We start from the raw sequence: 23,559 nt of genomic DNA on the forward strand, positions 1-23,559 counted from the left end.
GCAAGATAACAATCAACTGCGCGCTGATATCGCCCGCATGACCTCCCAGCCAGATGGCGAGGCCACCCCAGCGTCCCAGTCCGAGACCCTCAAGGCCGCCTTCGCGGACCTTGCGCAGGGTGCACAGCAGCGCGAGCTGTGGTTCAAACTGGGTATTCAAGATATTAAGCAGCGCTACCGCCGCTCTGTCCTGGGCCCGTTTTGGATCACCATCGCCACCGGCGTGATGGCCCTCGCCTTGGGCCTTTTGTACTCCATGCTCTTCCAGATTACCGTTGCGGAGTTCCTCCCCCACGTCACCGTGGGCCTTATTATGTGGACCTTCATTTCGGGCTGTATCAAGGAAGGCTCCACCGTCTTCATTGATAATGAGGGCTTGATTAAACAGCTTCCCGCCCCTCTTTCGGTGCACGTCTACCGCCTGGTGTGGCGCCAAACATTATTTTTAGGCCATAACCTCATCATCTGGCTGTTGCTTATCCTCATCTTCCCGCGCAGTCTGGGTTGGGAGTTCTTCCTCTTTATCCCAGGCTTGGCGTTGTTGTTGGTCAACGGCGTGTGGGTCACGATGTTCTTTGGCATCATTGCCACCCGTTTCCGTGACGTAGCCCCGCTGCTGGAGGCTTTAACCCAGCTCTTGTTCTACGTCACCCCGATTGTGTGGATGACCAATACCCTGAAGGATCAGGGCGGTGCCGTGGCCGGGCGAGCCCGCATCGCGGAGATCAACCCGCTCTATCACTACCTAGAAATCGTCCGCGCACCCATGATCGGTGAGCCGGTAGCCGCCTACCACTGGTGGATCGTTATCGGCTGCACCGTGCTCGGCCTGCTCATCGCCGGCTTGGTCATGCGCAAGTGGCGCTTCCGCGTCAGCTACTGGGTCTAAGCCCACGCCCTGTACTTGTGGAGATTCCTCGAAAGGATACTGACTGATGGTCTCGATTGATACGTATAACGCGTGCGTGGACTTTCCCATCTTTGATGCCAAATCTCGCTCACTGAAGAAGGCCATGCTCTCTTCTGCCGGTGGTGCCATTGGCAAAAATGCCCAAAACACCGTCGTGGTGGAAGCCCTGAAGGACATTAACCTGCACCTGCGCGAGGGCGACCGCGTGGGTTTGGTGGGCCATAACGGCGCCGGTAAATCCACCTTGCTGCGCCTTTTGTCTGGGATCTATGAGCCCACCCGCGGTTCTGCCGATGTGCGCGGCCGAGTGGCCCCCGTTTTTGATTTGGGCGTAGGCATGGACCCGGAAGTTTCTGGCTACGACAACATCATTATCCGCGGCCTGTTTTTGGGCCAGTCCATCAAGCAGATGAAAAAGAAGATGGATGAGATTGCGGAGTTTTCTGAGCTCGGCGACTATCTCTCCATGCCGCTGCGCACCTATTCCACCGGTATGCGAGTGCGCTTGGCGCTCGGCGTGGTGACCTCCATTGAGCCGGAAATCCTGTTGTTGGATGAGGGCATTGGTGCGGTCGACGCCGCCTTCATGGCCAAGGCACGCGTACGCCTGCAGGAGCTGGTGAAGCGCTCCGGCATCCTAGTCTTTGCCTCCCACTCCAATGACTTTTTGGCCCAGCTATGCAATACCGCCTTGTGGATCGACCACGGTGAGATCCGCTCCGTAGGCGAGGTTTCCGAGGTCGTCGGTGAGTACGAAGGACCTGAGGTGGGCGACTACGTCCGCGACCTGCGCGAGCGTTTTGAAAATGAGGACACCAGCGGCAACTAGCTGAGCATATGCAGCAGCGGGTCCCCCCACACCCGTCACGTCCACCTGCACCCCTTCCGGCCGGTGATAGTCCACAGCGCTCAGGCGCGCACTGACCACCGGCCGGTTAATTTTTCCTGGGCCCGCAGGCTCTTCCTTTTCCTCGGTGCTAACGCGGTAGCCCAACTTTTCACTCACCCGGGCTGAGGCGCGGTTGGTTTTTATCCAACTGGTGCACAGCGAACCCGCATCGAGGTGCAAGAAGGAAAACGCCGCCATCGCCTGGCGGATAAGCGTGCCATAGCCTTGGCCTTGAAAGCGGTGCAGCACCCATGATGCAGTTTCTATTTCCCGTGCGGCCGCAAAATTTTCTGCCGCCAGGTCCACCACGCCTACTAATTCTTGGGTTTCTACCTGGCGAGCGATGAAATCCAAGGTCCACTTCTGGGGACACAGCTTCGCTCGGTGCTCCCATCGGTGCTGGGCCATGGCGGCGGGGGTATTCGTCTTCTCATCAAAAAGCCAGGGAAATGCATGTTCTGGAATGTCGTCGCCATAGATATCTTCCGCACACACCTGCGCTACCTGTGCGATGTCCTCATCGCGCATGACACGCAGGTCAACCCCGCGGCCCGTATCATCGCAGGCCCGAATGGTCACCGCAAAAGGCGGCCAGAAGTTTTCCATAGGCTTCACAGTATCCGCAAAACTGCGCCTATATCCACTTTTCGCTCCACCAATGCGGAGTGTTTCTGCGCTGGTCCCCCACCCCGGTGGCAAGATGAAACCCATGACTGCCACCCTGACTTCTACCGGTTCTACCGCCGCCGTCATTGTTACCCATCAGCGCGCCGAACTGCTGCGGGCATCGCTCGAACAGGTGGTACACCAAACCCACCCCGTGCAGTGGGTGATCGTGGTGGATAATGGTGCGGAAAATGCAGTGCGTGAACTTGTCGAGTCCATGGCGGGCGACCGCGGCGTCTACGTGCCTTCGGAGACCAACCTGGGCGGAGCTGGTGGCTTTGCGCTAGGCTTTCTCACCGCCCTTTCTTTGGGCGCGGATGCCGTGTGGTGTGCCGATGACGATGGCCGCCCCGCCGATCACACGGTCCTTGCGGAGCTGTATCGGGTGGCCGAGGCCAACCGTTTGCATGAGGTCTCGCCAGCGGTATGCAATATCAACGATCCCGACCAGCTCGCCTTCCCCCTGCGCCAAGGCCTAGTGTGGCGCCGACGGATGGATGAGCTGGAGGGCGTTTTCCTGCCTGGCATCGCATCGCTATTTAACGGCGCGCTGATTTCCGCAGCGGCCATGGAAATCATTGGTGTGCCAGACTACCGGCTCTTTATCCGCGGCGATGAGGTGGAATACCACCGCCGGCTGGTCAACTCCGGGCTCTCTTTCGGCACGGCGCTGACCACAAGCTACCTGCACCCAGATGGATCGGATGAGTTCAAGCCCATTTTGGGCGGCAAGATGCACACCCAGTTCCCAGAGGGTGAGTTCAAGCGGTTTTTCACTTACCGCAATCGCGGCTATTTATTGTGGCAGCGCGGCATGCGCAAGCTACTACCACAGGAATTCGCCCGCTTTGGTTGGTTCTTCCTGGTCCAGCGCCACGATCCGGCCGGCTTTCTCGAATGGCTCAAGCTCCACAACCGCGGGCGCAGGGAAGATTTCCGGCGCCCTAGCTAGGCCGAAGCCGAACTGCAGGGGCTGGGCAAGGGGGCGTCGATAAGCGCGGCACATTACCGCCACCACCGAGAGTTTGACGCCCCGCGCGCGCAGATTGGTCGGGCTCGATTCCCGTGGCGAGGTTATTTTTCTTTAAAAATGAAGGCCCTCTGAATGGCAAAATTGGTCACTGTGGCCACGCCCTGGGCGATGACAAAGGCGATGGTGTCTTTAAGCACGCCTTCTAAGCCAAGGGATAAAAGCGGCTCATTGAGCACCCAGTACAAGAAGTTTTGAACCGCGAAAGTGGAGGCGTACAAGATCCCCACGGTGACGGCCGTACGGCCGGAGACCTTAGCCCCAAAGGTCCACCGCGCATTAGCCAGGTAGGCGGCAATGGTGCCAAAAACCCAACCGATGGCCTTGGCGGCGGAACGGTGGAGTCCCACATACGTCAATAAAAGCGTCAGGCCATAGTCAATGGCGGCGGCACCTACACCCACGGAAATAAATCGCACCAGTTGGGTGTGCAGCGAGGTGGACGAAGGTTTTACTTCTACGGCGTCATCAGCGGAGTTAGTCACGAGTGAGTAGCCTACCCGCGCAAGAGCGCTCGGTACATGTCCAACCGATCCACCGGCGCGGCGGATTCGGCACCATAGGCGCCTATCCCCGCCAATTGCTGCAACGATGCCGCACATAACTCCCGCACTTCAGCCCCGGTCAGCGCCGAGCCATCGTCATTGACCCAGCCGAGGGCATCCATGGTGGTCTCCACGACGGAATCGGTCAGCTCCGCGCCCCCCATGCACGATAGGGCTAGCGCCATGGACCAAAAGGCGTCTTTGCCTTCATGGGTAACCTCGCGCGGCAGGCTGGCGAGCACGCGGGCAGTTTGCGGTGACAATTCGGTACCCCTGCTCAGGTCCATCGCCTGCAGCAGCGGAACAAAGTCATAGAGCTTGGTGCGCTCAATCAAATCACGCACAGGGGACGCTACCGCGGAAAGGACCTCATCGGTGACTTCTTGCCCGGTCAATTCCCGGTTGACGCTGGTTAATTCAAAGGGTGCAAAGAGCGAGCCCGAGCCGCCTACGCATAGCGCTTCCGGGGTGCCATTATCGCGCGGATAAATTTCAGCTACCACCAGCTCGAAGTCCCATAGCCCCCAGGCGAAGTCGATTTGATCGCCTTCGCGCCAGAGGAATTCGGAGGCCTGACGTTCCGGATCGATGCGCGGGCCACGCGCCTCGGTGTGTTCATAAAAGTGCCAGGGGGATTCCTCCTCCGGCAGGCCAAAGCAAATGCGCAGCACACGGTGCAACTCGGTGAAGGTCAGGGCATCGCTAAAGCCAATCTGGCGGTGCACCTCACCATCGGCGCGGATATTCGCAGCTTGGCAAATGATTGTTAGGGGCTCGCGTTTGAGGGATACCACGCTATTGGCGCGTTTGGCCCGCGCCTGTGCGATATCGGTGACCCCTGCGTTCATGGGCCCCACCATACGCAAGTTTTAGGAAGCTAGTTTTGCAATATCGCGCGCTTCCAGCTCACTAATCAGGAACGTCAGTGCCGCGCCAATGGCGCCCAGCAGGGTCCACGGCCGCTTGGCACCGCGCTTACGCAGGAACTTTACCATTCGGCGGGAAATTGCAACGTTCATCCAGCCGCCTAGGATGAGCAGCAGCACCACTGCGGCAAAAATGGCCCAGGGTTTGAGGCCCTGATCGGATGCATCCTGCGGGGAGCGCGGCTCATCACCATCCTGTTCCGCGTGCGCGTTGGTATAGGCCACCAGGGCACCAAAACCAAAGAAAGACAAGGTATAGGCAGTAATCAAACCGCCTTTGGATGTGATCCAATCTGGATAAGAGGTCGCGATACCCACAGCAGCGGCTTGGGTAATGCGGCCCGCCAGGGTGTCATCGAGGGCGTAGTTGTCTTGGCGCTGATCTTGTGTCTCGTGGTTGTTGGTCATAGCGACCACTTTAAGCGGCGGTAAGCTAATGCGCATGTACTCGGATAAGACAGAGCACATGACGCCAGCGCAGCAGGCGGCTCAGGATGTGCGTGCGGAAGACGATAAGCGCAACGGCCACTTCGAGGCCACGGAACACACCGATGTGCCGTTGAGTCCTTTCATGACTCGCCTAATGGCAGAGGAATTGCCCATGCTGGATTCCTCCTCGCGCGCTCGTGTCTATGACCTTTTGCGGGAGTACGATGGCCCGACTATTGAATCTCAGGAAGAGCTGCCGGAGGAAATCCGCGCGCTTATGGATCTATAAACGGACACATTCGGGCAGTACAAGCGTCCGTTTTGTTCTGAATATCACTCGCGTCACTCCGTCTACCCTCGTGTGAGCTAGGTAGGCTAGGGAGGCGACACAAATCCGTCGAGCAAAGAGTAAGAGATGGAATTACATACCACTGAAAAGTCCCTGCACGGCTGGGGCCGCACCGCCCCGACGACCGCCCATGTTCTCGCCACCGAAGACGTGGACGTGGTCAAGAAGGCCGTGGCCCAGGTTGCAGAAGATAACTCGGATAAGCCCGCCCACCTGCGCCGTGGCGTCATTGCCCGCGGCATGGGCCGCTCCTACGGTGACCCCGCCCAAAATGGCGGCGGCTTGGTCATCGACATGCAAAAGCTCAATAAGATCCACTCCATCGACCCGGAGTCCGCTCTGGTGGACGTCGATGGTGGCGTCACCCTAGACCAGCTGATGAAGGCTGCCCTGCCTTATGGCCTGTGGGTTCCGGTTCTGCCGGGTACCCGCCAGGTCACCATCGGTGGCGCAATCGGCCCGGATATTCACGGCAAGAACCACCACTCCGCCGGCTCCTTTGGTAACCACGTGGTCTCCATGGAGCTGCTCGTGGCCGATGGCCGCGTGCTGCACCTGACCCCGGAAGGCTCCGAGGATGACCCCAGCGGCGACCTCTTCTGGGCCACCGTTGGCGGCATGGGCCTAACCGGCATCATCCTGCGCGCCACCATCCGCATGACCAAGACGGAAACCGCTTATTTCATCGCGGATACGGACCGCACCGATAACTTGGATGAAACCATCGCCTTCCACTCCGATGGTTCCGAGCACAACTACACTTATTCTTCCGCCTGGTTCGATGTCATTTCCCCAGAACCAAAGCTGGGTCGCTCCACCATTTCCCGCGGTTCGCTGGCCACCTTGGCACAGCTGGAAGAGCTAGCCCCGAAGCTGGCTAAGGATCCGTTGAAGTTCAATGCGCCGCAGCTGATGACGGTGCCGGATATCTTCCCGTCCTGGACCATGAATAAGCTTTCCCTCTCCGCTGTGGGCTTGGCATACTACACCATGGGTGCACCGGCCAAGAACCAGGTCAAGAACCTGACGCAGTTCTACCAGCCGTTGGATCTCATCGGCGAGTGGAACCGCGGCTACGGTTCCAAGGGCTTCTTGCAGTACCAGTTCGTGGTACCGACCGAGGCCGTGGAGCCGTTCAAGGAGATCATCCGCGATATGCAACGCTCCGGCCACTACTCGGCCCTCAACGTGTTCAAGCTCTTCGGTGAAGGCAACCGCGCGCCGCTGTCCTATCCAATGCCGGGTTGGAACGTCTGCGTGGACTTCCCCATCCGTCCGGGCCTGGGCAAGTTCCTGGATGACTTGGACCGCCGCGTGATGGAATTCGGCGGCCGCCTCTACTTGGCCAAGGAGTCCCGCACTTCCGCGGAGAACTTCCACAAGATGTACCCGGGCATGGAGGGCTGGCTGAAGACCCGCAATGAGATCGACCCGACCGGCGTCTTCGCCTCCGATATGTCCCGCCGCCTCGAGCTGCACTAATCACTGGAAATAACACCTTTAAGGAGATTTACTGACCATGCTTAATGCAGTAGGCCAAGCACAACACATCCTGCTTCTGGGCGGCACCTCTGAGATCGGCCTCGGCGTCGTCTCCGAATTCCTGCAGCGCAGCCCCGCCAAGGTCACCCTGGCTGCCCGACCGGAGTCCCCGCGCATCGCCCAGGCCAAGGCAGACCTGGAATCTCGTGGCGCTGACGTGGAGGTTTTGGACTTCGACGCCACTGACTTTGACTCCCACCCAGAGGTAATCAATAAAGCCTGGGCACGCGGCGATGTAGACGTGGCCATCGTTGCCTTCGGCACCCTGGGTGACCAGGAGGAGCTGTGGCAAAACCACGACAAGGCCGTCGCCTCCGCGCAGACCAACTACACCGCCCCGGTTTCCGTGGGCGTGCTTCTGGGCGAGAAGTTCAAGCACCAGGGCCACGGCACCATCGTCGCCATGTCCTCCATGGCTGGCATGCGCGTGCGCCGTTCCAACTTTGTCTACGGTGCTTCCAAGGCAGGCGTGGACGGCTTCTACATCAACCTGGGAGAGGCTCTGCGCGGCACCGGCGCCAACGTGCTGGTTGTCCGCCCAGGCCAGGTTCGCACCAAGATGTCCGCCGAGGCTGGCGACGCCCCGTTGACCGTCAACGTCTCCGATGTTGCCGAAGCCACCGTGAAGGCCGTGCTCGATGGCAAGCAGTCCATCTTCGTGCACCCGCTGTTTGAATACGTTTCTTTGGCATTCAAGTTCATCCCGCAGGCCATTTTCCGCAAGCTGCCGTTCTAAATCACCGCGGTTTCTGCACTGGCGCCTGCCAGCCGCCTCGCCCCCGCTTCTCCTTCTCGCTGCACGCCCGCGGCGGGGAGGGGCGGGGGCGGTGGTGTATAAGGGGGCGTCGGAAAGCAAGTGTTTTCCTGCCCGCGCCAAATCTGGGTTGTGGCGCTTGGGTATGCGAAACTAATGGGCATGACAAGCACAGCTATACCCACCCAGTCAACGCCCGTGAGCGAAAATCCGCGCACCGAGGCCTACCGCGCCGATGCGCTGACTCATCGCGCGACCCTGCTGGGTATTGTGTTGACCGCGCTAGCCAGTGGTGTGGTCACGCTGCTGGGCTGGTTTGCCTTCAAGACGGTATCTCTGCCTTCTTTTAATACCTCCATGGTCACCCGCGCGCTGAGCACGGTGGGCGTGGTGGTCACGCTGGCTCTAGCCGGCGGGCTGTGCGTGTGGTGGCTTTATGACCACTACAAGGATTCCTTTACTCGGCCGCGCTGGCGGGTCTGGCTGACCTACGCGGTCACCTATCTCTCCCCCGCGCTGCTGACCTTGGCTGCCGTGGGTCTGCCGCTGTCCGCCTCCCGTTTGTGGCTCGACGGCGTGCAGGTGGATCAGGCTTTCCGCACCCAGTTCCTCACCCGCTCAGTGGATGAGATGGGCTATGCGGATATGAACTATCAGGATATGCCGTCCTTTTACCCCATTGGCTGGTTCTGGCTGGGCGGCCGCTTGGGCGCGCTATTGGGCATTCCGGGATGGGAGGTCTACCAGCCCTGGGCGCTTATCTCCATCGCTGTAGCCGGCTGCATTTTGGTGCCCCTCTGGCAGCGCCTCACCAGCTCCCTACCGGTCGCCACCGCCATCGCCCTAGTCACCACCGCGATTACGCTCACCATCGCGGCCGAGGAGCCCTACTCCGCGGTCATCGCCATGGGCCTGCCCACCGTCGCAGTGCTCAGCGCCCGCGCCTTCCGTGGCTCTTGGCTCTCCACCCTGGGTGTGACACTCTACCTGGGCAATTCCGCCACGTTCTACACGCTTTTCACCGGTGCGGCCGCGCTCACCGTGGTCAGCCTCATCGCGCTCTTTACCGCGCTATATGAGCATACGTGGCGCCCCATCGTGCGCTTGGCGGTAATGGCGGCAGGCTCCATTGCCATTGCGCTCATCGCCTGGGGCCCCTATGTATGGGCGGTCATGCACTCGCCAGTACCGCTGCAGACCACCGCGCAGCACTACTTGCCGGAGGAAGGCACCCAGATTCCGGTGCCATTTTTGTCCTTTAGCATTGTGGGCTTCCTCTGCCTTATGGGACTTATCTACATGGTCATTCGTCTCAATGACCAAGAGGTGCGCGCGCTGGGCATCTCCCTCATTGGCAGCTATCTATGGATCGTTGTGTCTATGGTGGCAACGCTGGCCGGCACCACGCTGCTGAGCTTCCGCCTCGAAATCATCGTGGTACTCCTTTTTGCTACCGCCGGTGTCCTAGCCTTAGCCGAGGTTCGCCTCTTGGGCGTACACCGCCTCTACCCGGCGCGCTTCTCCCATACCACCAATAAGCAAATCACCGCGGTCTTGGGCATTATCCTTGCCCTGGCCGGCGTCTTCTATGCGCAGCAGATTCCGGAGGCCAACGAGGACGCCATCGACCACGCTTATAGCGATACCGATGGCTATGGCGAGCGCGCCGACCGCTTCACTAGCGATTCTGCTCATTACTACCTGGATATCCACAACTTCATCCAGGACCAGGGCTATACGCCGGATGACACGGTGGTGCTTACTGATGAAAAGATCTTCATGTCTTACTACCCTTATTGGGGTTTCAACGCCTTTACCAGCCACTATGCCAATCCACTGGGTGAGTTCAGCACCCGCAATGAGCAGATTGAAACCTGGGCCAACGATTCCTGGGACATGAAGCCGGATGAGTTCCGCAAGGCCCTGGATTCCGCTGCGTGGCGCAGCCCAGATGTCATGATCTTCCGCGGTGATTTAGAAAATAAGGACGATGGTTTCAAGCTACATTTGGCAGAAGATATCTACCCCAATCAGCCGAATATTCGCTATCGCGCGGTCTTCTTCAACGCCGATGTCTTTGACAAGGGCTGGAAGCTAAAGCAGACCGGCCCCTTCGTAACAGCCGTTCGCACCAAGTAAGTTCACCCACACTTCCCGCCCGCGGCAGGGTGTGCCCGCGGGCGGAGAGGGTTATCTGACGTAGACTAATCGCCGTGTCAGATAGCCTCACTACGAATTCCACCCAAGCGCGACCTGCTAGCTCCCGCTTCACCGCCGCCCCCGCGGGCCTGCGGTGGACCGCGATCATTGCCGGACTGATTGGTTTCCTGTGTTTTGTAGCCACCCCGCTACTGCCGGTGACCCAAACTCAGTCCTCTTATGACTGGCCGCAGCATGATTCCGTGCAGTCCATCAACGCGCCACTCATTTCCGTGGCGCCGGAGGATCTTCAGGCCACCATCCCTATCTCCGCAGTCGATGAGCTGCGTGAGGGACAGTCCATGGTCTACGGCACCGTCCCTCCGGAGTCCAAGAAAGCCTCCAACCGCGGCCTTTTTGTCCGCGCGAATGAGGAGGGCCTTTCCGTTGTCTCCTTGGATGAGGTTCTGCTTACCCTCAACTCCAAAGAGGTAGCCAAGCTCCCCAAGGACGCCAAGATTGAGATTTCCGCTACGGGCGATGGCACCAGCGTGCGCGTGGGGGATCATGAAAAGACCACCGAAGAGGATCTGCGCCCGCAGGTCACCGGTGTCTATACCGAAATAGACGATAAAGCGGACGTGCAGGCCCTGCTTGACGACGGCCTCAATGTGCACGTCGATATCAACTCCCGCTTCACCTCCTCCCCGACGGTGCTCAAGACCATCGCCATGTGGCTGGGCACCGCCATGGTGGTCGTATCCCTGTTCTGCCTATGGCGCATCGACCGCCTCGATGGCCGCCGCTTTGGCTTCATGCCTAAGACGTGGAAGAAGGTGCGCCCGCTCGATGGCGTGGTGGCCGCCGTCTTGGGATTTTGGTATATCTTCGGCGCCAATACCTCCGATGATGGCTTCATCTTCTCCATGAGCCGCGTCTTCGATCACGCGACCTACATGGCCAACTACTACCGCTGGTACGGCGTGCCAGAGGCGCCCTTCGGCGCCCCCTATTATGACCTGGTTGCCGTTCTCTCCCAGATTTCCACCGCCTCGGTCTTCGTGCGCTTGCCCGGCCTGATTTCTGGGCTCATCATCTGGTTTATCCTCTCCCGCGAGATACTCCCGCGCTTTGGCCAGCTTGTCGACGGCCGCCGGGTCGCTCACTGGACCGCGGCGCTTATGTTCTTGGCCTTCTGGCTGCCCTATAACAACGGCACCCGCCCCGAGCCCATCGTGGCGCTTGGCGTGATGTTTACTTGGGCCTCTTTTGAGCGTGCCATTTCCACCCACCGCCTGCTCCCGGCGGCCGTGGGCACCATCGCCGCAACCATCACCTTGGCCGCCGGCCCCACCGGCCTCTTTGCCGTGGGCGTTTTCCTGGTCAGCCTGCCGCACCTCTTCCGCGCCATGGCCGAGCGCGTACCGTCCATGGGCGGTGGCACCTTGGGCTGGCTCGCGCTCATTGCGCCATTCCTTAGCGCTGGCACCGCCATCATGGTTGCCGCCTTTGGTGACCAGACGCTATCGACCGTGCTGGAGTCCACCCGCGTGCGCTCCGAGGTTGGCCCCTCCCTGCCGTGGTACGCGGAGTACGCGCGCTACTCCACCCTCTTCCAGGAATCGGTGGATGGCTCGCTCACCCGCCGCTTCGCGGTCTTCACCATGCTCTTCTGCCTAGTGCTCATCGTGGCGGCCTTCATCAAAGACCGCCGTGTCGTCGGTGCTGCCGTTGGCCCGACCCAGCGCCTGCTCATTATTGTGGCGCTGTCCATGTTCTTCCTCATGTTCACCCCCACCAAGTGGACCCACCACTTTGGCATCTACGCCGGCGTGGCCGGTGTTATCGCCGCCCTCGGTGCCGTGGTGCTCTCCCAATTCGCACTGCGCTCGCCGCGCGCTCGCACCTTCGCTATCGCCGCGGTGGTCTTCTTATTGGCCATCTCTTTCGCCGGCTGGAACGCTTGGTGGTACGTTTCCTCCTTTGGCATCCCGTGGTGGGACCGTACGGTGCAATTCAAGGCCATCGAGGCCAATAAGGTGCTCCTTGCCATCGCGCTGGTCATCTTCGCCATCGGCATAGTGCAGTCCCTGCGCCATAGCTACCGCAAGTCCCAAGCAGAAGAGGCCGGCACCCTGGCGGAATTTGAGAAAAATGCCGCCGCTAAGGTTTCGCGCTCCGCCGGTATCATGTCCGCGCCCATCGCCTTGGCCTGTGCCATCGTGATAGCGCTATCGTGTGCTTCCTTTGCCAAGGCCACCGTCTCGCAGGCGGATTCCTACTCCGTGGGCAAGGGCAACGTGGCCTCCCTGCGCGGCAATACCTGCGCTCTGGCGGATCAGACCATGGTGGAGACCAACACCAATGATTCCTTCCTGACCCCGGTTGAAGGCGACTTGGGCGATTCCCTGGTGGACCAGGACGAGACCCACAAGGGCTTCGATCCAAACTTCATCCCTGAATCCATCGAGCCGGAAAACCAGAATTCCGCCTCCGTAGGTGCCATCGCGGATGGCTCCAGCGACTCCTCCTCCGATAGCGCGGAGACCGCTACCTCGGGTGCGGATACCGAATCCGGCGGTAACAGCGATTCCGCTGATTCCCAGGAGACAAAGAATAAGCAAGACAAAAAGGACAAGAAGTCCAAGGAAACCACCAATACCTCGGAGGGTGGAGTACGCGGCACTGAGGGTGTCAATGGCTCTACCATGCACCTGCCGTTCAACCTGGATTACACCAAGGTCCCGGTGCTCGGCTCCTATTCCGAGGAGCAAGACTCCACCTCTGAAGTGACCACCAAGTGGTACAACCTGCCAGAGGCCAAGGACAATACTCCCGTGCTCGCCGTATCTGCAGCCGGCAATATCTACCACCACGACGTCAACGGGGTAGAGCAGGAAGGCATGAAGCTTAGCCTCGAGTACGGCACCATCGATGACTCCGGAAAGGTCACCAATACTGGCGAGGAAGAACTCTCCGCCGTCGGTGCCACGCCAAAGTGGCGCAACCTGCGCCTGCCACTGGATAAGTTGCCAAAGGATGCCAACGTGGTGCGCCTGGTAGCAACGGATGACTCCACCGATGAGGATGACTGGCTGGCCTTTACTCCGCCGCGCGTCCCAGAGCTGGACACCATCAATAACCAGTTCTCCAAGGACACCCCGGCGCTATTGGACTGGGCCGTAGCCCTACAGTTCCCGTGCCAGCGCACCTTTGACCACTTTGCCGGCGTCACGGAAATCCCGAAGTATCGCATCCTGCCGGACTCCTCGGCACAGACCTCGCTGACGGACTTCCAGTCCTTCTCTGGTGGTGGTGCCATGTCCACCGCGGAGGCGGTCAACTACTCCTATGAGATCCCGAGCTACCTCAATAATGATTGGGCACGCGACTGGGGTGCCATCGAAAAGTACGAACTGCGTACCGATTCACAGGGCAATGCCCCAGTGCCAGCCGAGATTGATTATGAGGACATTACCCGTTCCGGACTGTGGAAAGACTCCGAGATGAAGATTCGCCCCGAGGGCGAGGAGTAACCTCCCCAGCGGCCGCGCCCTGATCCTGCTTCGGGGCGCGCAGGCGCCGCACGATCCAATCACCTACGAAAAAGAGCAATAGTGAAACGCCAAAGAGCGGCGCGATGATTGAGTAGGCCACCACCCCCGCCAGCACGGCGGGGGTAATTTTTAGCTCGGGCAGGCTGCGGCGCGGTTTCTTCCACCACATCCACAGGCCCGCAATGCTCACCACGAGCAGGCCGAGGGCGAGTACCGCCAATGCAATCTGGCTATAGATTCCAAAAAGCGTCCCCATGTGCAGCTGGATGAGCCACGAGGTTAGCTGTGCCGCAAGCGGCCAGTCGGCCGAATTGATGCGGTCGATGACCTCCCCGTTCGGAATAACCGCCACGGCGTCGCTGCGTAACTTGAAGGCCGCACGAGCCTCCCGCACGCCCCACGCATCGCCGGGTTTTTCCGGTGGGGTCATTTCCAGTACCCCGGTCAAACCCTGGCTACGGGCGGTCGATTCTGCAGTTTGGGCTCCGGCGAGTTCTGCGGCATCGTGGTTTCCCGTATGCCCAGCGTGCCCCGCGTGCCCCACGTGCTCGGCGTGGTTGGCATGCTCCCCCGCCCCAGTGCTAGCCCCCGCTTCTGCAACGGAGGTGGCCACGGACGGTTCCTTCCAATTAAGTTCCTCCCGCACCTTGCCAATACTTGTGCCCGCTACCAGCGACCATGTCAGGCCAGTAACCGTAAGAAAGAGGAAGCCCGGCAACAACCAGGCACCCACGCGGGCGTGCAGCGCCAGTACCTTAGAGGGCTGCTTCTTATTCCTTTGTTTACGCTTGAGCCACAGGTAGAGACCGAGGATGCTCAGCGCGCCGAGCCACGAGGCCGCAAGTTCGGCATAGAGACGGCCAGGCTCGCCCAACCATAGGGTGCGGTGGCCATTAGAGGCCCACGTACGGAAAGGCAGCGCCCGCGAGCCGCCATATTGTTGTAGTTCCCCAGTGATGTGCAGGTCCACCGGGTCTACAAAGACAGCGTGGGTATAGCTGGAATTGGGGGCGGTGGAGTCGTCGAAAAGCACGCGGGTGGTCTCCTGCGGGTCTTCGGAAGGCTCGACTCGAACCACGGTCCCATCCGGGTGCTGGCGCTGGGCGGCGGCAATCTGTTCATCAAGGCTGCGCGGGCTGCCTTGCGCGGTGGCTGTCACCTCATCGTGGTAAATCCACGGTTCAAAGGTGGGCGCCAAGGCATAGAGAAACCCGCTTAACGCTGCGACGATGAGAAAGGGCGCAATGATTACGCCGGCGAATTTATGCAGGCGCGATAGCGCGCCATGAGTGGATATGGTCATGCGGAACTAGTCGCGATCCTATTGAAACTAGTTCCCTTTTAGCATGGAACCTCCAGGCAATTGTTATTTTTCTAGCTCTCCTGCCAGGAACGCGGCCGCATCCCGCACGCGCTGACGGGCAACCGCCGGGGTAGACACGCGGTGGGTAGAGACATAATCGCGCGCCACGGCGCCGGGCACAGAAACACGCGCAGCAATCTCATCCTCGGTCGCGGTCTGCACGAAAGTCACCGGGCAGAGCTTAGAAAGGTCCGCCGGAATTGCATAGCCGGCACGGAGGTCATCCGGCAGATTTTCCAGGGCACCGAAATCGGGGAAGGTGAGCAGGAGGGCGTCGGCAGGCGCAAGCGCCGCCAGTGCCCCGCCGGAAGAATATCCCCAAGTGGTAACGCTGGAAGCACCCTGCTTGCGGGCATAGTCGATGGCGTACTGCACGGCAGTGACCATCTCCGCCACGGTGTGCGCAGGCGCGAGCGGATAATCCACATCAATGATGGTGGTGCCAGATAGCTGCGCGGCGGCTGCTACCTCAGGGCGCCATTGCATCTCTAGTGCCTGGCCAGCACCGCGCCACCAGCCGCCCGAGTGGAGCGACACCGCCCAGCGGCCGGTGGACTTTGTGGGCCGAAAAATGGTTCCCACCTCGGACTCTTCCACGCTGATACCCTCCGTGTACGCAGTGCCCGGTAGCGCATGGTCCACCGCAGTACCGAGCACCATCATTGCCGCGTGTGTAATCCGGTCCGGCAAAAGCGCGCAATATTGATCCGCCTCAGGAGAGCCGCTCCCGGCCCACGGTGGGCGGAAATCCGGGGTGTCATAGTGGGCATCGATATAGGCAATGAGCTGCTCGAGCTGCTCCTTGTCGTCCATCTGACGGTCCTGGCCGCCGATGTGCCACTCCTGGCCAGGCTCCAGCGGGCGGTGCGGATCCTGGTTAGCATCTGCGTTAGTCATGCCACCGAGCCTACGCGCACCGCCTACCGGCGGAAAGGTCTACCAAATGGTGACGCGATCCTCCGGCGCAATGTACATGGCAGAATCCTCTGCCACGTCAAAGGCCTCGTAGAACTCCGCAATATTGGCCGCAATGAGGTTGCAGCGGAACTCCGCCGGCGAGTGCGGGTCAATGGCTAGGTACTGGGTGGCCATCTCCGGACGGATGGCGGTACGCCATACGCGGGCCCAGGACAGGAAGAAGCGCTGCAGGCCATTGTAGGTATGCTCAGCCAGCTCTGGCTCGGCACCGTCTACCTCGAACTTTTCCTCCTTGCCCTGCAGGTCGATGCCCTTATCGGCGCAGTAGTTCTTAAAAGCCACCACGGCGATACCCAAACCACCCAGGTCACCGATATTCTCGCCCAGGGTAAAGCTGCCGTTCACCCCAGTAGATTCGATGCCGGCCTCCTTGAGCACCGTCGGTACCTGACCATTGAACTGCTCTACCAACTTAGCGGTGAGCTTTTCAAAGGCGGCGCGGTCCTCATCGGACCACCAGGAGTTCAGGTTGCCCTGACCATCAAACTGCGAGCCTTGGTCATCAAAGCCGTGGCCAATTTCGTGGCCAATGACGGCACCAATAGCGCCGAAGTTTTCTGCGGCATCGGCCTCCGGGTTATAAAACGGCGGGCGCAGGATTGCCGCCGGGAAGGTGATGTCATTGACCACTGGGTTATAAAAGGCGTTGACCGTCTGCGGGGTAGTCACCCACTCATCGCGATCGGCCGGCTTGCCAATCTTGGCCAGCTCGAAGTCGTGAGAAAAGGCAGAGCCGGCACGCGCATTAGCCAACAGGTCCGCGCCCTTGCCGGAGACCTCAAGGCCGGAATAATCGCGCCAGGAATCCGGGAAGCCAATCTTGGCCTTGAACTGGGAAAGTTTCTCCAAGGCACGCTCGCGGGTGGTCGGGGTCATCCACTCCAGCTGAGAGATGCGCTCGCGGTAGGCAGCAATGAGGTAGGCCACCAGCTCATCCATCTCGCGCTTGGAGGAGTCCGGGAAGTGCTTATCCACGAATACCTGACCAATCTCTTCTCCCACGAGGGACTCAGCCAGGCCTACCGCGCGCTTCCACCGGTCGCGCTGCTGGGTGGCGCCGGAGAGCTTGGTGCCGTAGAACTCAAAGTTCTTCGCGCCTACTTCCTCCGGCAGCATGGCCGCGCGGGAGCGCAGGATGTGCCAGGTGGCCCACAGCTGCCAATCGGCCATGCGCTCGGAGGTAAAGAGGCTCTCGAAGTGCTCGAGGTAGGACGGCATCATATTGACTACGCGGTGCTCCGGCAGGTTGCCGCCGGAGAGCACGGCCCGCGCCATAGCGGGCAGCTCGCCAAACTCACACGGGTTATAGGTCTTGACCGCATCGCGGGTGGAGACCACATCCCAATGGCCAGCGGCAAGTTCCTTTTCCAAGCCCACGATGCGCTGGGCGGCTACCTCGGCGCCTAGGCCAAAGAGGCGGGCTGGGTCGAGGAACTCCAGCATCTCTGCCACATGCTTTTCATAGGCGGCCAGCGTTTCGGCGTGGGCTTCCTCGCGGTAATAAGCCTCATCCGGCAGGCCCAGGCCGGATTGAATGACATAGGCAATGGCGTCCTCGGAACCAGAGTCCTTAGATACCCAAAAGGTCACCGGGGAGCCGACACCGGTGCGCTCGAGTTCACCCAGGCGTTGCGCTAATTCCTCTGGGTCGGCCGCGCTCAGGCGGTCCAGATCCGCATCCAATGGAGCCATGCCGGCCGCATTAACCCCTTCGGTATCCATAAAGGAGGCATAGAGCTTGCCCGGTCGGCCATTGTCCTTTTGCACGATATCGTGGACGAGTTCTTCGGCCTCGTCGCGCAGCGCGTGGAAGGTGCCGTCCACGCCGCGATCATCGGGAATGACGTGGCTTTCCAGCCAGGGTCCATTGACTAGTTGATAAAGATCTTTCATGCTTGCCACTCTAGGGCAAAGCGACAAGATAAGGTGTGGTCCATGAATTTTTATCGCTTTCCTCCAGCGCAGCCGCGGCGCCTTTTCTGCGCAGTCATTGCGTTCGTGGCGGTGGTTCTTGCCCTGCCCATGATCGTGCAGGCGGCGCTGGGGGATTCTTCCGCAGACGTCGAGCAGGTCACCCTAGCCGAGCCCAGCCAGGACTGGGAGATTGACGTTCCCGATCTTTATTGCGAGCGCGACTATGAATCCCTCGCCAGCATCGGCTGGAACTGCGGCGATGTCAGCGTACAAGCCACCCTTACCGAAGATGCCAAAGACGATGCCACCACCTTGCGCCGCATGGTCCGCGCCCTAGCCATGGCGCCCTTGCCGGCCGATGCCCCTACCTTCGACGGCACTAACGGGGCACTCCTGCTTGCCGACGCCCCCTCCTCCACCGCCGCCCTCTCCCTCGACGGCACCGGCGAGGACGAAAACAAGGATTGGGTGGTCACCGTGACCGGCAAGGGTGAGCAGGCCCGCGCCACCGCCTCCCGCATTTGGCATGCCTTCGGCCAAAAGGATCTACCCGCCGATGCCGATTCAGAATTCGCTGATTTCTCCGGGGAGTTGATGTTCTAGATGTCTAAGCTCTTTCGCACCACGCTGTGGATCTTATCCGCCATTGGACTCATCGCCTTCTTTTTCCAGACGCTAAGCACATTTTTGATTTCTCCCCTGATGGGCCTGCTCAGCCTGCTCATCGCCGCCATACTCGTGGCGCTGGTCATCTACCTGCTGCAACGCAGCCCCATGTGGGCCCGCCCGGCGCGCCTATGGGCCACGCTGGCTTTCCTTTGGGGCGGCGGAGTAGCCGTTGCCTTGGCGCTTATCAGCGCTGGGCCGGTCATGCAGCTCGCCATTGGCTCCGGCTGGGTCGACGCCATGATGTCGTGGAGCGGTGCCTATCCGGAAGAAATTTCTAAGGCCACCGGCGTAATCTTCGTGCTCATGTCCTTCCGCCAGCTCAACCGCCCGTGGCACGGCTGGATGGTGGGCGCAGTGGTGGGCCTTGGCTTCGAGGCCTGCGAAAATCTCCTCTACGGCGCCATGGGCGCCACCATGCATCCTGATAGCGATATCCAGGGGCTTTTTGAAATGTGGGGCCTGCGCCTTATCGCCGGTCCTGGCCTACACGTATTGCTCACCGCGCTGGCCAGCTGGGGCATCGGCTGGGCACTCTATGCCGCCGCCAAACCCTGGTGGTGGCGCATCGGAGTCTTCCTCGGCGCCCTAGCCGCCTCCTTTACACTGCACTTCTGCTGGAATTACCTGCACGATTCCGAGGTGGCCTCGATCATCCAAGCCGTTGTCGTGGCGCTTATTCTTTACCCGCTGAGCATCTGGCTGGTGCTGCGCGGTAATAAGCTTGCCAAAACCGACGAGAGCTACAGCCACAGCACCGCCGAAGACGCCCTCGCCTTCATCCGTTAGCACTTGCACAAAATTATTGAGGTACCCAAGTTTCGTTTTAATAAGCGGGAAAACTTGGCGTACGTCACTCGACTATTTCGCCATCGCTGCAGCCAAGAAGCTTCGTAATTCTTGTCCCAGGTTTTCTAAGTCCGTGCAAGCAAAATGGCCAGGGTTCCACACCAAATACAGCGGTACCCCTTGCAGACTTTCATTCCCTGCGGTGATTCCTAGCGGTACCAAATCAGATTCCGCAATTTCAGTACATATAGCCAACGCTCTTCCCGCTTTAGCCAGAGCCAATAAGGTTGCGGTGTCATCGCATTCAATTACTTCTCCGAGCGAGGCACCGACAGTGCCGAGGAAAGCATCAAAGAGCGTCCGAGACACGCTTCGGTGAGTAGGTAGCGCCAATCTATATTGGATTAGCTGCGAAATATCAACACTACTTTGATGTGCGAGCTCACAATTTGGAGCTACCCAAACCCGAATAGGTGCATACCCCAATGTGTGGAAACTTAGGCCTTCCCGCGGCGGTAGCGGCGATACCACTGCGTCAGCGCTACCTTCCAAAGCCTTAAAAGCCGCATAGTGTTCTATCGGTTGAGTAGTAAGGACTGGAGTTCCTACTCTTGCGGTGGCAATCAGCGGAGCCAAAAGGGTGGAAATAGTAGTTTGCGTTGCTGCTATAGTTAGCTGCTTCACGGAACCGTGCCGCAGACTATCCGCGGCTTGCTCAGCTCTGCGGTTTTCGGCATAGAGACGGCGGCATGAAGAAACAAGAGAGCGTCCCGCCTCATTGAGCCGCAGTGCGGAACTGGAGGAGCCGCCAGCACTAGTTCCCCGCTCCAACAGCTCTAAACCAACTTCTTTCTCAAAGCGTCGCAATTGACGGCTAAGTGCCGGTTGAGTGATGCCAAGTCGGTCCGCTGCCGCCGTTACTGTGGGTGAATCCGCCAGGGTAAGGAAATATTTGACGCGTTGAATATCCACCCGACCATTTTAACCACTGATTATGTCTAATGGTAATGAAACTATGACATGTTAGGCATTAGACAGGCATGGCATCACAAATGGATAATACGCAGGGTGATTTACTCCACATTTTTCGAGGAGTGACCGTTATGTCTCATCGCCACGTTGGTACCGCTATTGCTGAATCGCTTGAAGCCCATGGCACTGCCCGAGCCTTCCTCGTCCCCGGTGAAAGCTTTCTTCCGGTATTGGACGGACTGTATAACTCGCCGGTACAGGCCATTGTGTCCCGCCAAGAAGGGGGCGCGTCTTATATGGCAGAGGCATATGGCAAAGCTACCGGCGAACCCGGTGTAGCTATGGTTACCCGCGGCCCCGGAGCTTCCAATGCCTTCGTGGGAGTCCACACCGGCTGGCAAGACGGTACCCCAATGGTAATCTTCATCGGGCTCATTCCCTTTTCCGACCGCGACCGCGAGTCTTTTCAGGAGTTTGATCCCAAGGCTTGGTTTGGCACGCAAGCTAAACAGGTCTTCGTACTCGATGATCCAAAGCGTGCGTCCCGGGTCGTGGCAGAAGCCTTTTTCCAGGCCAAACAAGGTCGCCCTGGACCGGTCATCGTCGGATTACCTGAAGACGTCCTCTACCAGGACTTTGACGGTGAAATCGAGGCGCCCATTCCAGTGACTGAGGGAGCCGTTTCCGGTGCAGATATCTCCTATATTTCAGAGAAGCTAACTGCTGCCCAGAAACCTTTAATGTTCGTTGGGGGCGGCCGATGGACTCCAGAATGCGCGCGAACTATTGAGAAATTCGCCGAAGAAAATCAGATTCCTGTTGTTCATGATTTCCGCGCCAGCGACCGCATTTCCTTTTCTTCACCGGCAAATGCCGGCTGGTTAGGATACGGACGTAATGAGCGTGCAGCGCAACTCCTAAAGCAAGCCGATGTGCTGATTGAAGTAGGAGCCGTCCTTACCGATGTCCCCTCCGATGGCTATACCTTGCGCCAAGATCCACACTCGGAAAATATCGTAGTCAATATCGACACTGGTCTACGCGGGCATTCCGGCACCGTCAGCCGCCACGTCTTATCCTCCCCTGTAGCATTTGCTTCAGCGGTTAAGGATATTGATGCCGGAGAGATATCGGCAGAACAAACAGAGTGGTTTGCTGCTGCCCATCGCGCTCACCAAGAGTTTGCCACGCTTCCAGACGAGGCGGGATGGCGAGAAAATTCCGCCGATTCTGCCCACATGGAAGCCGTAATTAAAGCACTCCAAGAACAACTCCCGCACGATGCTATTTTCACTTTTGGTGCAGGAAACCATTGCATTTGGGCACAACAGTATTTAGCGACCGAGCATTTTCCTTCACAGCTAGCTGCGCGCAATGGCTCTATGGGATATTCCGTACCAGGCGCCGTATCGGCCAAGTTGCAGTTTCCTGAACGCACTGTAGTTGCCATTGCCGGTGACGGAGAATACCTAATGAACGGTCAAGAACTTGCCACTGCTTTGCAGTTTGCAGCGCCATTTTTGACAGTGATTATGTCCAACGGTGAATTCGGCACTATCCGCGACCACCAGAAGAACCACTTCCCCGATCGCGTGTCAGGAACGCAGCTAGCAAATCCGGACTTTGCTGCCGTTGCCCGCGGTTATGGCGCCTATGGAGAGTCCGTGAATACTGATGCGGATGTCCCCGGCGCCATCGAACGCGCTTTAGAAGCAGTAAAGAACGGCACCCCAGCCGTGGTCAATGTGTACACAGATCAAGATCTTTCACTTCCCCCAGCAAAACGAGACCAATCTACGTAGCGGCAGACTTTAACCGATAAAGCACCATTTCTATGTAGGGGACGTCGCTAGGCACCATAGGTGATAATCCTGTAATTGAGTGAAAGCTCCTCAGCCGGTTAATCACTGTGTTGCGATGGCAATTTAACGCACGAGCAGTGGTCTTGACGGAGCCATCAACAAAATAGGATTTGACGGTTTTAACCAGCTTAATACGTTCCTTTTCTGGCAGCTTCTGAATGCAACTTACTCGTTCATCGATGAGACCAGGAAGCAAGCGGTACCCATAGCTGCTTAGCGCAATAGGGAAAGCTTCTTTAGCCGTCAATAGTCCAGCACCACCAATGGTGTCAGTGTTTTCCATATCCATAGCCATTTCGATGAGCCCGGCAATACAGGCACGCACCGCACCAAGCCCGCGCTGGGCTGGAAGAACAATACTAGCCACAGCTTTTGCGGAATCCTCGCAAGGGTGTGCCCCACCTTTACAGGCTTCCTTGGCCGTGGTTTCTGAGCTCTCCTCAGCGTCAGCAGCCCCATTCGTATCTACGACTGTGGGATAAAATGCGCAAAAAGACTGGCGCATATAGATCCCCCAAGCCGCACCAGCCGTCAAGTAAGGCGCTAAAGCCTGTTCCAATTTGGCGGCATGTGCGGGACCAGCAACAAGAACGTCATATAGCGCATTCTGGTCTAGACCTACATGTTGAGCTATAGCTTCAAGATCGGTATCGCTTAACTTTGAGGCACCAAAAAGTCTTTCCAAGTGACGCTGCGCGCTAACGCGTGCATCATTACGCATCGCCGCATGCTGCTGCATAAAAGCTACTCTTACTTGGGAAGAGATCTCGTCCACCGCAGCTTGCACTCGTTCGGCGTGGGAAATAAGCGCACTTTGCGTCTGCGGTGTAGACCTTGCCGCCAACCCGCGCCACAGAACGATGAAATCAAGGCGCATAATTTCAACAACCGCGTTGATTGAAATCCCCTGAAGAGCGCGTAACCGTCCGAGCTCTTGTAAGCGTCGATCAAGGGCAGCTTGTTCACCTGCAGGAAGAGCTTGCGCCCCCTGAGGGGTGTCCCATAGCCTGGCAATCAAAGCGGTAAAGACAGCGTGCGAGGTTTGCCGTAAGTCTTCTTCATCAACCGCAGCATCCCCATAAGGACTGCGGGCAGAGAACTCCAGTATGAACTCATCAACGAATGAATCCACGTCTCCTTCAATACTGCGGACGAGGGCATTCCATTCAGAATCTTCCTCACCTGAAGCCATAGATACTCCCTCCCAGCGAAGCTAGCTACTCATCCATCTTCATTGTGCATTTGCACAACTATGAAGACTTTATTCCATCACTTTCCC

19 protein-coding genes and 1 pseudogene are annotated in these 23,559 nt (G+C 58.9%); 11 read left to right on the forward strand and 9 right to left on the reverse strand.

Going from position 1 to position 23,559, the window contains the following annotated elements; translation table 11 throughout:
- Nucleotides 1–37: 37 nt before the first annotated feature.
- Complete coding sequence (gene wzm, locus MHK04_RS02430; protein WP_239207870.1) at nt 38–889, forward strand: galactan export ABC transporter permease subunit Wzm/RfbD; 852 nt, start codon at nt 38–40, stop codon at nt 887–889.
- 46 nt (nt 890–935) lie between these two features.
- A complete protein-coding gene (wzt, locus tag MHK04_RS02435; protein WP_086588605.1) occupies nt 936–1,739 on the forward strand; it encodes a galactan export ABC transporter ATP-binding subunit Wzt/RfbE in 804 nt (267 codons plus the stop codon).
- Nucleotides 1,740–1,952: 213 nt separating this feature from the next.
- Here the strand turns inward: wzt and MHK04_RS12235 are convergent.
- Nucleotides 1,953–2,552: pseudogene (locus MHK04_RS12235) on the reverse strand (GNAT family N-acetyltransferase); the annotation flags it as partial.
- On the opposite strand from MHK04_RS12235, the gene glfT1 reads away from it, so the two are divergent.
- Nucleotides 2,500–3,417: a galactofuranosyltransferase GlfT1 gene (glfT1, locus tag MHK04_RS02445; RefSeq protein ID WP_239207869.1), complete on the forward strand. Its 918-nt coding sequence runs from the start codon at nt 2,500–2,502 to the stop codon at nt 3,415–3,417. The pseudogene MHK04_RS12235 and the gene glfT1 sit on opposite strands and share 53 nt — an antisense overlap.
- 122 nt (nt 3,418–3,539) lie before the next feature.
- Here the strand turns inward: glfT1 and MHK04_RS02450 are convergent, their stop codons facing one another.
- The 3 genes from MHK04_RS02450 to MHK04_RS02460 are packed head-to-tail and all read right to left on the reverse strand — an operon-like array spanning nt 3,540 to nt 5,374.
- The gene (locus MHK04_RS02450; RefSeq protein ID WP_200288397.1) at nt 3,540–3,980 is read right to left on the reverse strand and encodes a GtrA family protein; all 441 of its coding nucleotides are present in this window, start codon (nt 3,978–3,980) and stop codon (nt 3,540–3,542) included.
- Between the two features lie 11 nt (nt 3,981–3,991).
- Entirely contained in the window at nt 3,992–4,900 is a 909-nt protein-coding gene (locus tag MHK04_RS02455) for a plasmid pRiA4b ORF-3 family protein (RefSeq protein ID WP_200288398.1), read from the reverse strand.
- A 9-nt stretch (nt 4,901–4,909) separates the two neighbouring features.
- Entirely contained in the window at nt 4,910–5,374 is a 465-nt protein-coding gene (locus MHK04_RS02460) for a hypothetical protein (RefSeq protein WP_200288399.1), read from the reverse strand.
- A gap of 34 nt (nt 5,375–5,408) precedes the next feature.
- On the opposite strand from MHK04_RS02460, the gene MHK04_RS02465 reads away from it, so the two are divergent.
- The 5 genes from MHK04_RS02465 (at nt 5,409) to MHK04_RS02485 (ending at nt 13,715) form a co-directional block, all read left to right on the forward strand.
- Nucleotides 5,409–5,684: a hypothetical protein gene (locus tag MHK04_RS02465; protein WP_200288400.1), complete on the forward strand. Its 276-nt coding sequence runs from the start codon at nt 5,409–5,411 to the stop codon at nt 5,682–5,684.
- A 126-nt stretch (nt 5,685–5,810) separates the two neighbouring features.
- Nucleotides 5,811–7,226 (forward strand): decaprenylphosphoryl-beta-D-ribose oxidase, encoded by a 1,416-nt coding sequence (dprE1, locus tag MHK04_RS02470; RefSeq protein WP_239207808.1) that lies wholly within the window; start codon nt 5,811–5,813, stop codon nt 7,224–7,226.
- Between the two features lie 37 nt (nt 7,227–7,263).
- Complete coding sequence (gene dprE2 / locus MHK04_RS02475) at nt 7,264–8,022, forward strand: decaprenylphospho-beta-D-erythro-pentofuranosid-2-ulose 2-reductase (protein ID WP_239207807.1); 759 nt, start codon at nt 7,264–7,266, stop codon at nt 8,020–8,022.
- 180 nt (nt 8,023–8,202) lie between these two features.
- Nucleotides 8,203–10,179 carry a galactan 5-O-arabinofuranosyltransferase gene (locus MHK04_RS02480; protein ID WP_239207806.1) on the forward strand — a complete coding sequence of 659 codons (1,977 nt, stop codon included), beginning with the start codon at nt 8,203–8,205 and terminating at the stop codon, nt 10,177–10,179.
- A 74-nt stretch (nt 10,180–10,253) separates the two neighbouring features.
- Nucleotides 10,254–13,715, forward strand: a complete 3,462-nt coding sequence (locus MHK04_RS02485) for an arabinosyltransferase domain-containing protein (RefSeq protein WP_239207805.1) — start codon at nt 10,254–10,256, stop codon at nt 13,713–13,715.
- Here MHK04_RS02485 and MHK04_RS02490 read toward each other — a convergent pair.
- The 3 genes from MHK04_RS02490 to MHK04_RS02500 all read right to left on the reverse strand — a co-directional run bounded on the left by MHK04_RS02490 (nt 13,654) and on the right by MHK04_RS02500 (nt 17,970).
- Nucleotides 13,654–15,039: a PepSY-associated TM helix domain-containing protein gene (locus MHK04_RS02490; protein WP_239207804.1), complete on the reverse strand. Its 1,386-nt coding sequence runs from the start codon at nt 15,037–15,039 to the stop codon at nt 13,654–13,656. The genes MHK04_RS02485 and MHK04_RS02490 overlap by 62 nt on opposite strands.
- Nucleotides 15,040–15,102: 63 nt before the next feature.
- Nucleotides 15,103–15,996 carry an alpha/beta hydrolase gene (locus tag MHK04_RS02495; RefSeq protein ID WP_239207803.1) on the reverse strand — a complete coding sequence of 298 codons (894 nt, stop codon included), beginning with the start codon at nt 15,994–15,996 and terminating at the stop codon, nt 15,103–15,105.
- Between the two features lie 39 nt (nt 15,997–16,035).
- Entirely contained in the window at nt 16,036–17,970 is a 1,935-nt protein-coding gene (locus MHK04_RS02500) for a M13 family metallopeptidase (RefSeq protein ID WP_239207802.1), read from the reverse strand.
- Between the two features lie 42 nt (nt 17,971–18,012).
- Between MHK04_RS02500 and MHK04_RS02505 the strand changes: the two genes are divergently transcribed.
- Together MHK04_RS02505 and MHK04_RS02510 are read left to right on the forward strand one after the other, a co-directional pair.
- Nucleotides 18,013–18,594, forward strand: coding sequence for a hypothetical protein (locus tag MHK04_RS02505; RefSeq protein ID WP_239207801.1), 582 nt, complete (start codon nt 18,013–18,015; stop codon nt 18,592–18,594).
- Complete coding sequence (locus MHK04_RS02510; protein ID WP_239226981.1) at nt 18,595–19,446, forward strand: PrsW family intramembrane metalloprotease; 852 nt, start codon at nt 18,595–18,597, stop codon at nt 19,444–19,446. It abuts the gene before it with no gap.
- A 72-nt stretch (nt 19,447–19,518) separates the two neighbouring features.
- Here the strand turns inward: MHK04_RS02510 and MHK04_RS02515 are convergent, their stop codons facing one another.
- Nucleotides 19,519–20,418, reverse strand: coding sequence for a LysR family transcriptional regulator (locus tag MHK04_RS02515; protein WP_239207799.1), 900 nt, complete (start codon nt 20,416–20,418; stop codon nt 19,519–19,521).
- Between the two features lie 131 nt (nt 20,419–20,549).
- Here MHK04_RS02515 and MHK04_RS02520 point away from each other — a divergent pair, with 131 nt between their 5' ends.
- Nucleotides 20,550–22,220: a thiamine pyrophosphate-dependent enzyme gene (locus MHK04_RS02520; RefSeq protein WP_239207798.1), complete on the forward strand. Its 1,671-nt coding sequence runs from the start codon at nt 20,550–20,552 to the stop codon at nt 22,218–22,220.
- Here the strand turns inward: MHK04_RS02520 and MHK04_RS02525 are convergent.
- Nucleotides 22,213–23,472, reverse strand: coding sequence for an RsbRD N-terminal domain-containing protein (locus tag MHK04_RS02525; RefSeq protein WP_239207797.1), 1,260 nt, complete (start codon nt 23,470–23,472; stop codon nt 22,213–22,215). The two genes, MHK04_RS02520 and MHK04_RS02525, sit on opposite strands and share 8 nt — an antisense overlap.
- Nucleotides 23,473–23,559 lie beyond the last annotated feature (87 nt).

The sequence above is a fragment of the Corynebacterium nasorum genome (assembly GCF_022345765.1).
Taxonomy (GTDB): Bacteria; Actinomycetota; Actinomycetes; order Mycobacteriales; family Mycobacteriaceae; genus Corynebacterium; species Corynebacterium kefirresidentii.

Bases quoted from the DNA above. Each gene is read 5' to 3' on its own strand.
- dprE1 (WP_239207808.1), top strand. From the start codon at position 5,811: ATGGAATTACATACCACTGAAAAGTCCCTGCACGGCTGGGGCCGCACC.
- MHK04_RS02525 (WP_239207797.1), bottom strand. From the start codon at position 23,472: ATGGCTTCAGGTGAGGAAGATTCTGAATGGAATGCCCTCGTCCGCAGT.
- MHK04_RS02465 (WP_200288400.1), top strand. From the start codon at position 5,409: ATGTACTCGGATAAGACAGAGCACATGACGCCAGCGCAGCAGGCGGCT.
- MHK04_RS02510 (WP_239226981.1), top strand. From the start codon at position 18,595: ATGTCTAAGCTCTTTCGCACCACGCTGTGGATCTTATCCGCCATTGGA.
- wzm (WP_239207870.1), top strand. From the start codon at position 38: ATGACCTCCCAGCCAGATGGCGAGGCCACCCCAGCGTCCCAGTCCGAG.
- MHK04_RS02495 (WP_239207803.1), bottom strand. From the start codon at position 15,996: ATGACTAACGCAGATGCTAACCAGGATCCGCACCGCCCGCTGGAGCCT.
- MHK04_RS02480 (WP_239207806.1), top strand. From the start codon at position 8,203: ATGACAAGCACAGCTATACCCACCCAGTCAACGCCCGTGAGCGAAAAT.
- MHK04_RS02505 (WP_239207801.1), top strand. From the start codon at position 18,013: ATGAATTTTTATCGCTTTCCTCCAGCGCAGCCGCGGCGCCTTTTCTGC.
- MHK04_RS02500 (WP_239207802.1), bottom strand. From the start codon at position 17,970: ATGAAAGATCTTTATCAACTAGTCAATGGACCCTGGCTGGAAAGCCAC.
- dprE2 (WP_239207807.1), top strand. From the start codon at position 7,264: ATGCTTAATGCAGTAGGCCAAGCACAACACATCCTGCTTCTGGGCGGC.
- MHK04_RS02455 (WP_200288398.1), bottom strand. From the start codon at position 4,900: ATGGTGGGGCCCATGAACGCAGGGGTCACCGATATCGCACAGGCGCGG.
- MHK04_RS02490 (WP_239207804.1), bottom strand. From the start codon at position 15,039: ATGACCATATCCACTCATGGCGCGCTATCGCGCCTGCATAAATTCGCC.
- MHK04_RS02460 (WP_200288399.1), bottom strand. From the start codon at position 5,374: ATGACCAACAACCACGAGACACAAGATCAGCGCCAAGACAACTACGCC.
- wzt (WP_086588605.1), top strand. From the start codon at position 936: ATGGTCTCGATTGATACGTATAACGCGTGCGTGGACTTTCCCATCTTT.
- MHK04_RS02520 (WP_239207798.1), top strand. From the start codon at position 20,550: ATGTCTCATCGCCACGTTGGTACCGCTATTGCTGAATCGCTTGAAGCC.
- glfT1 (WP_239207869.1), top strand. From the start codon at position 2,500: ATGAAACCCATGACTGCCACCCTGACTTCTACCGGTTCTACCGCCGCC.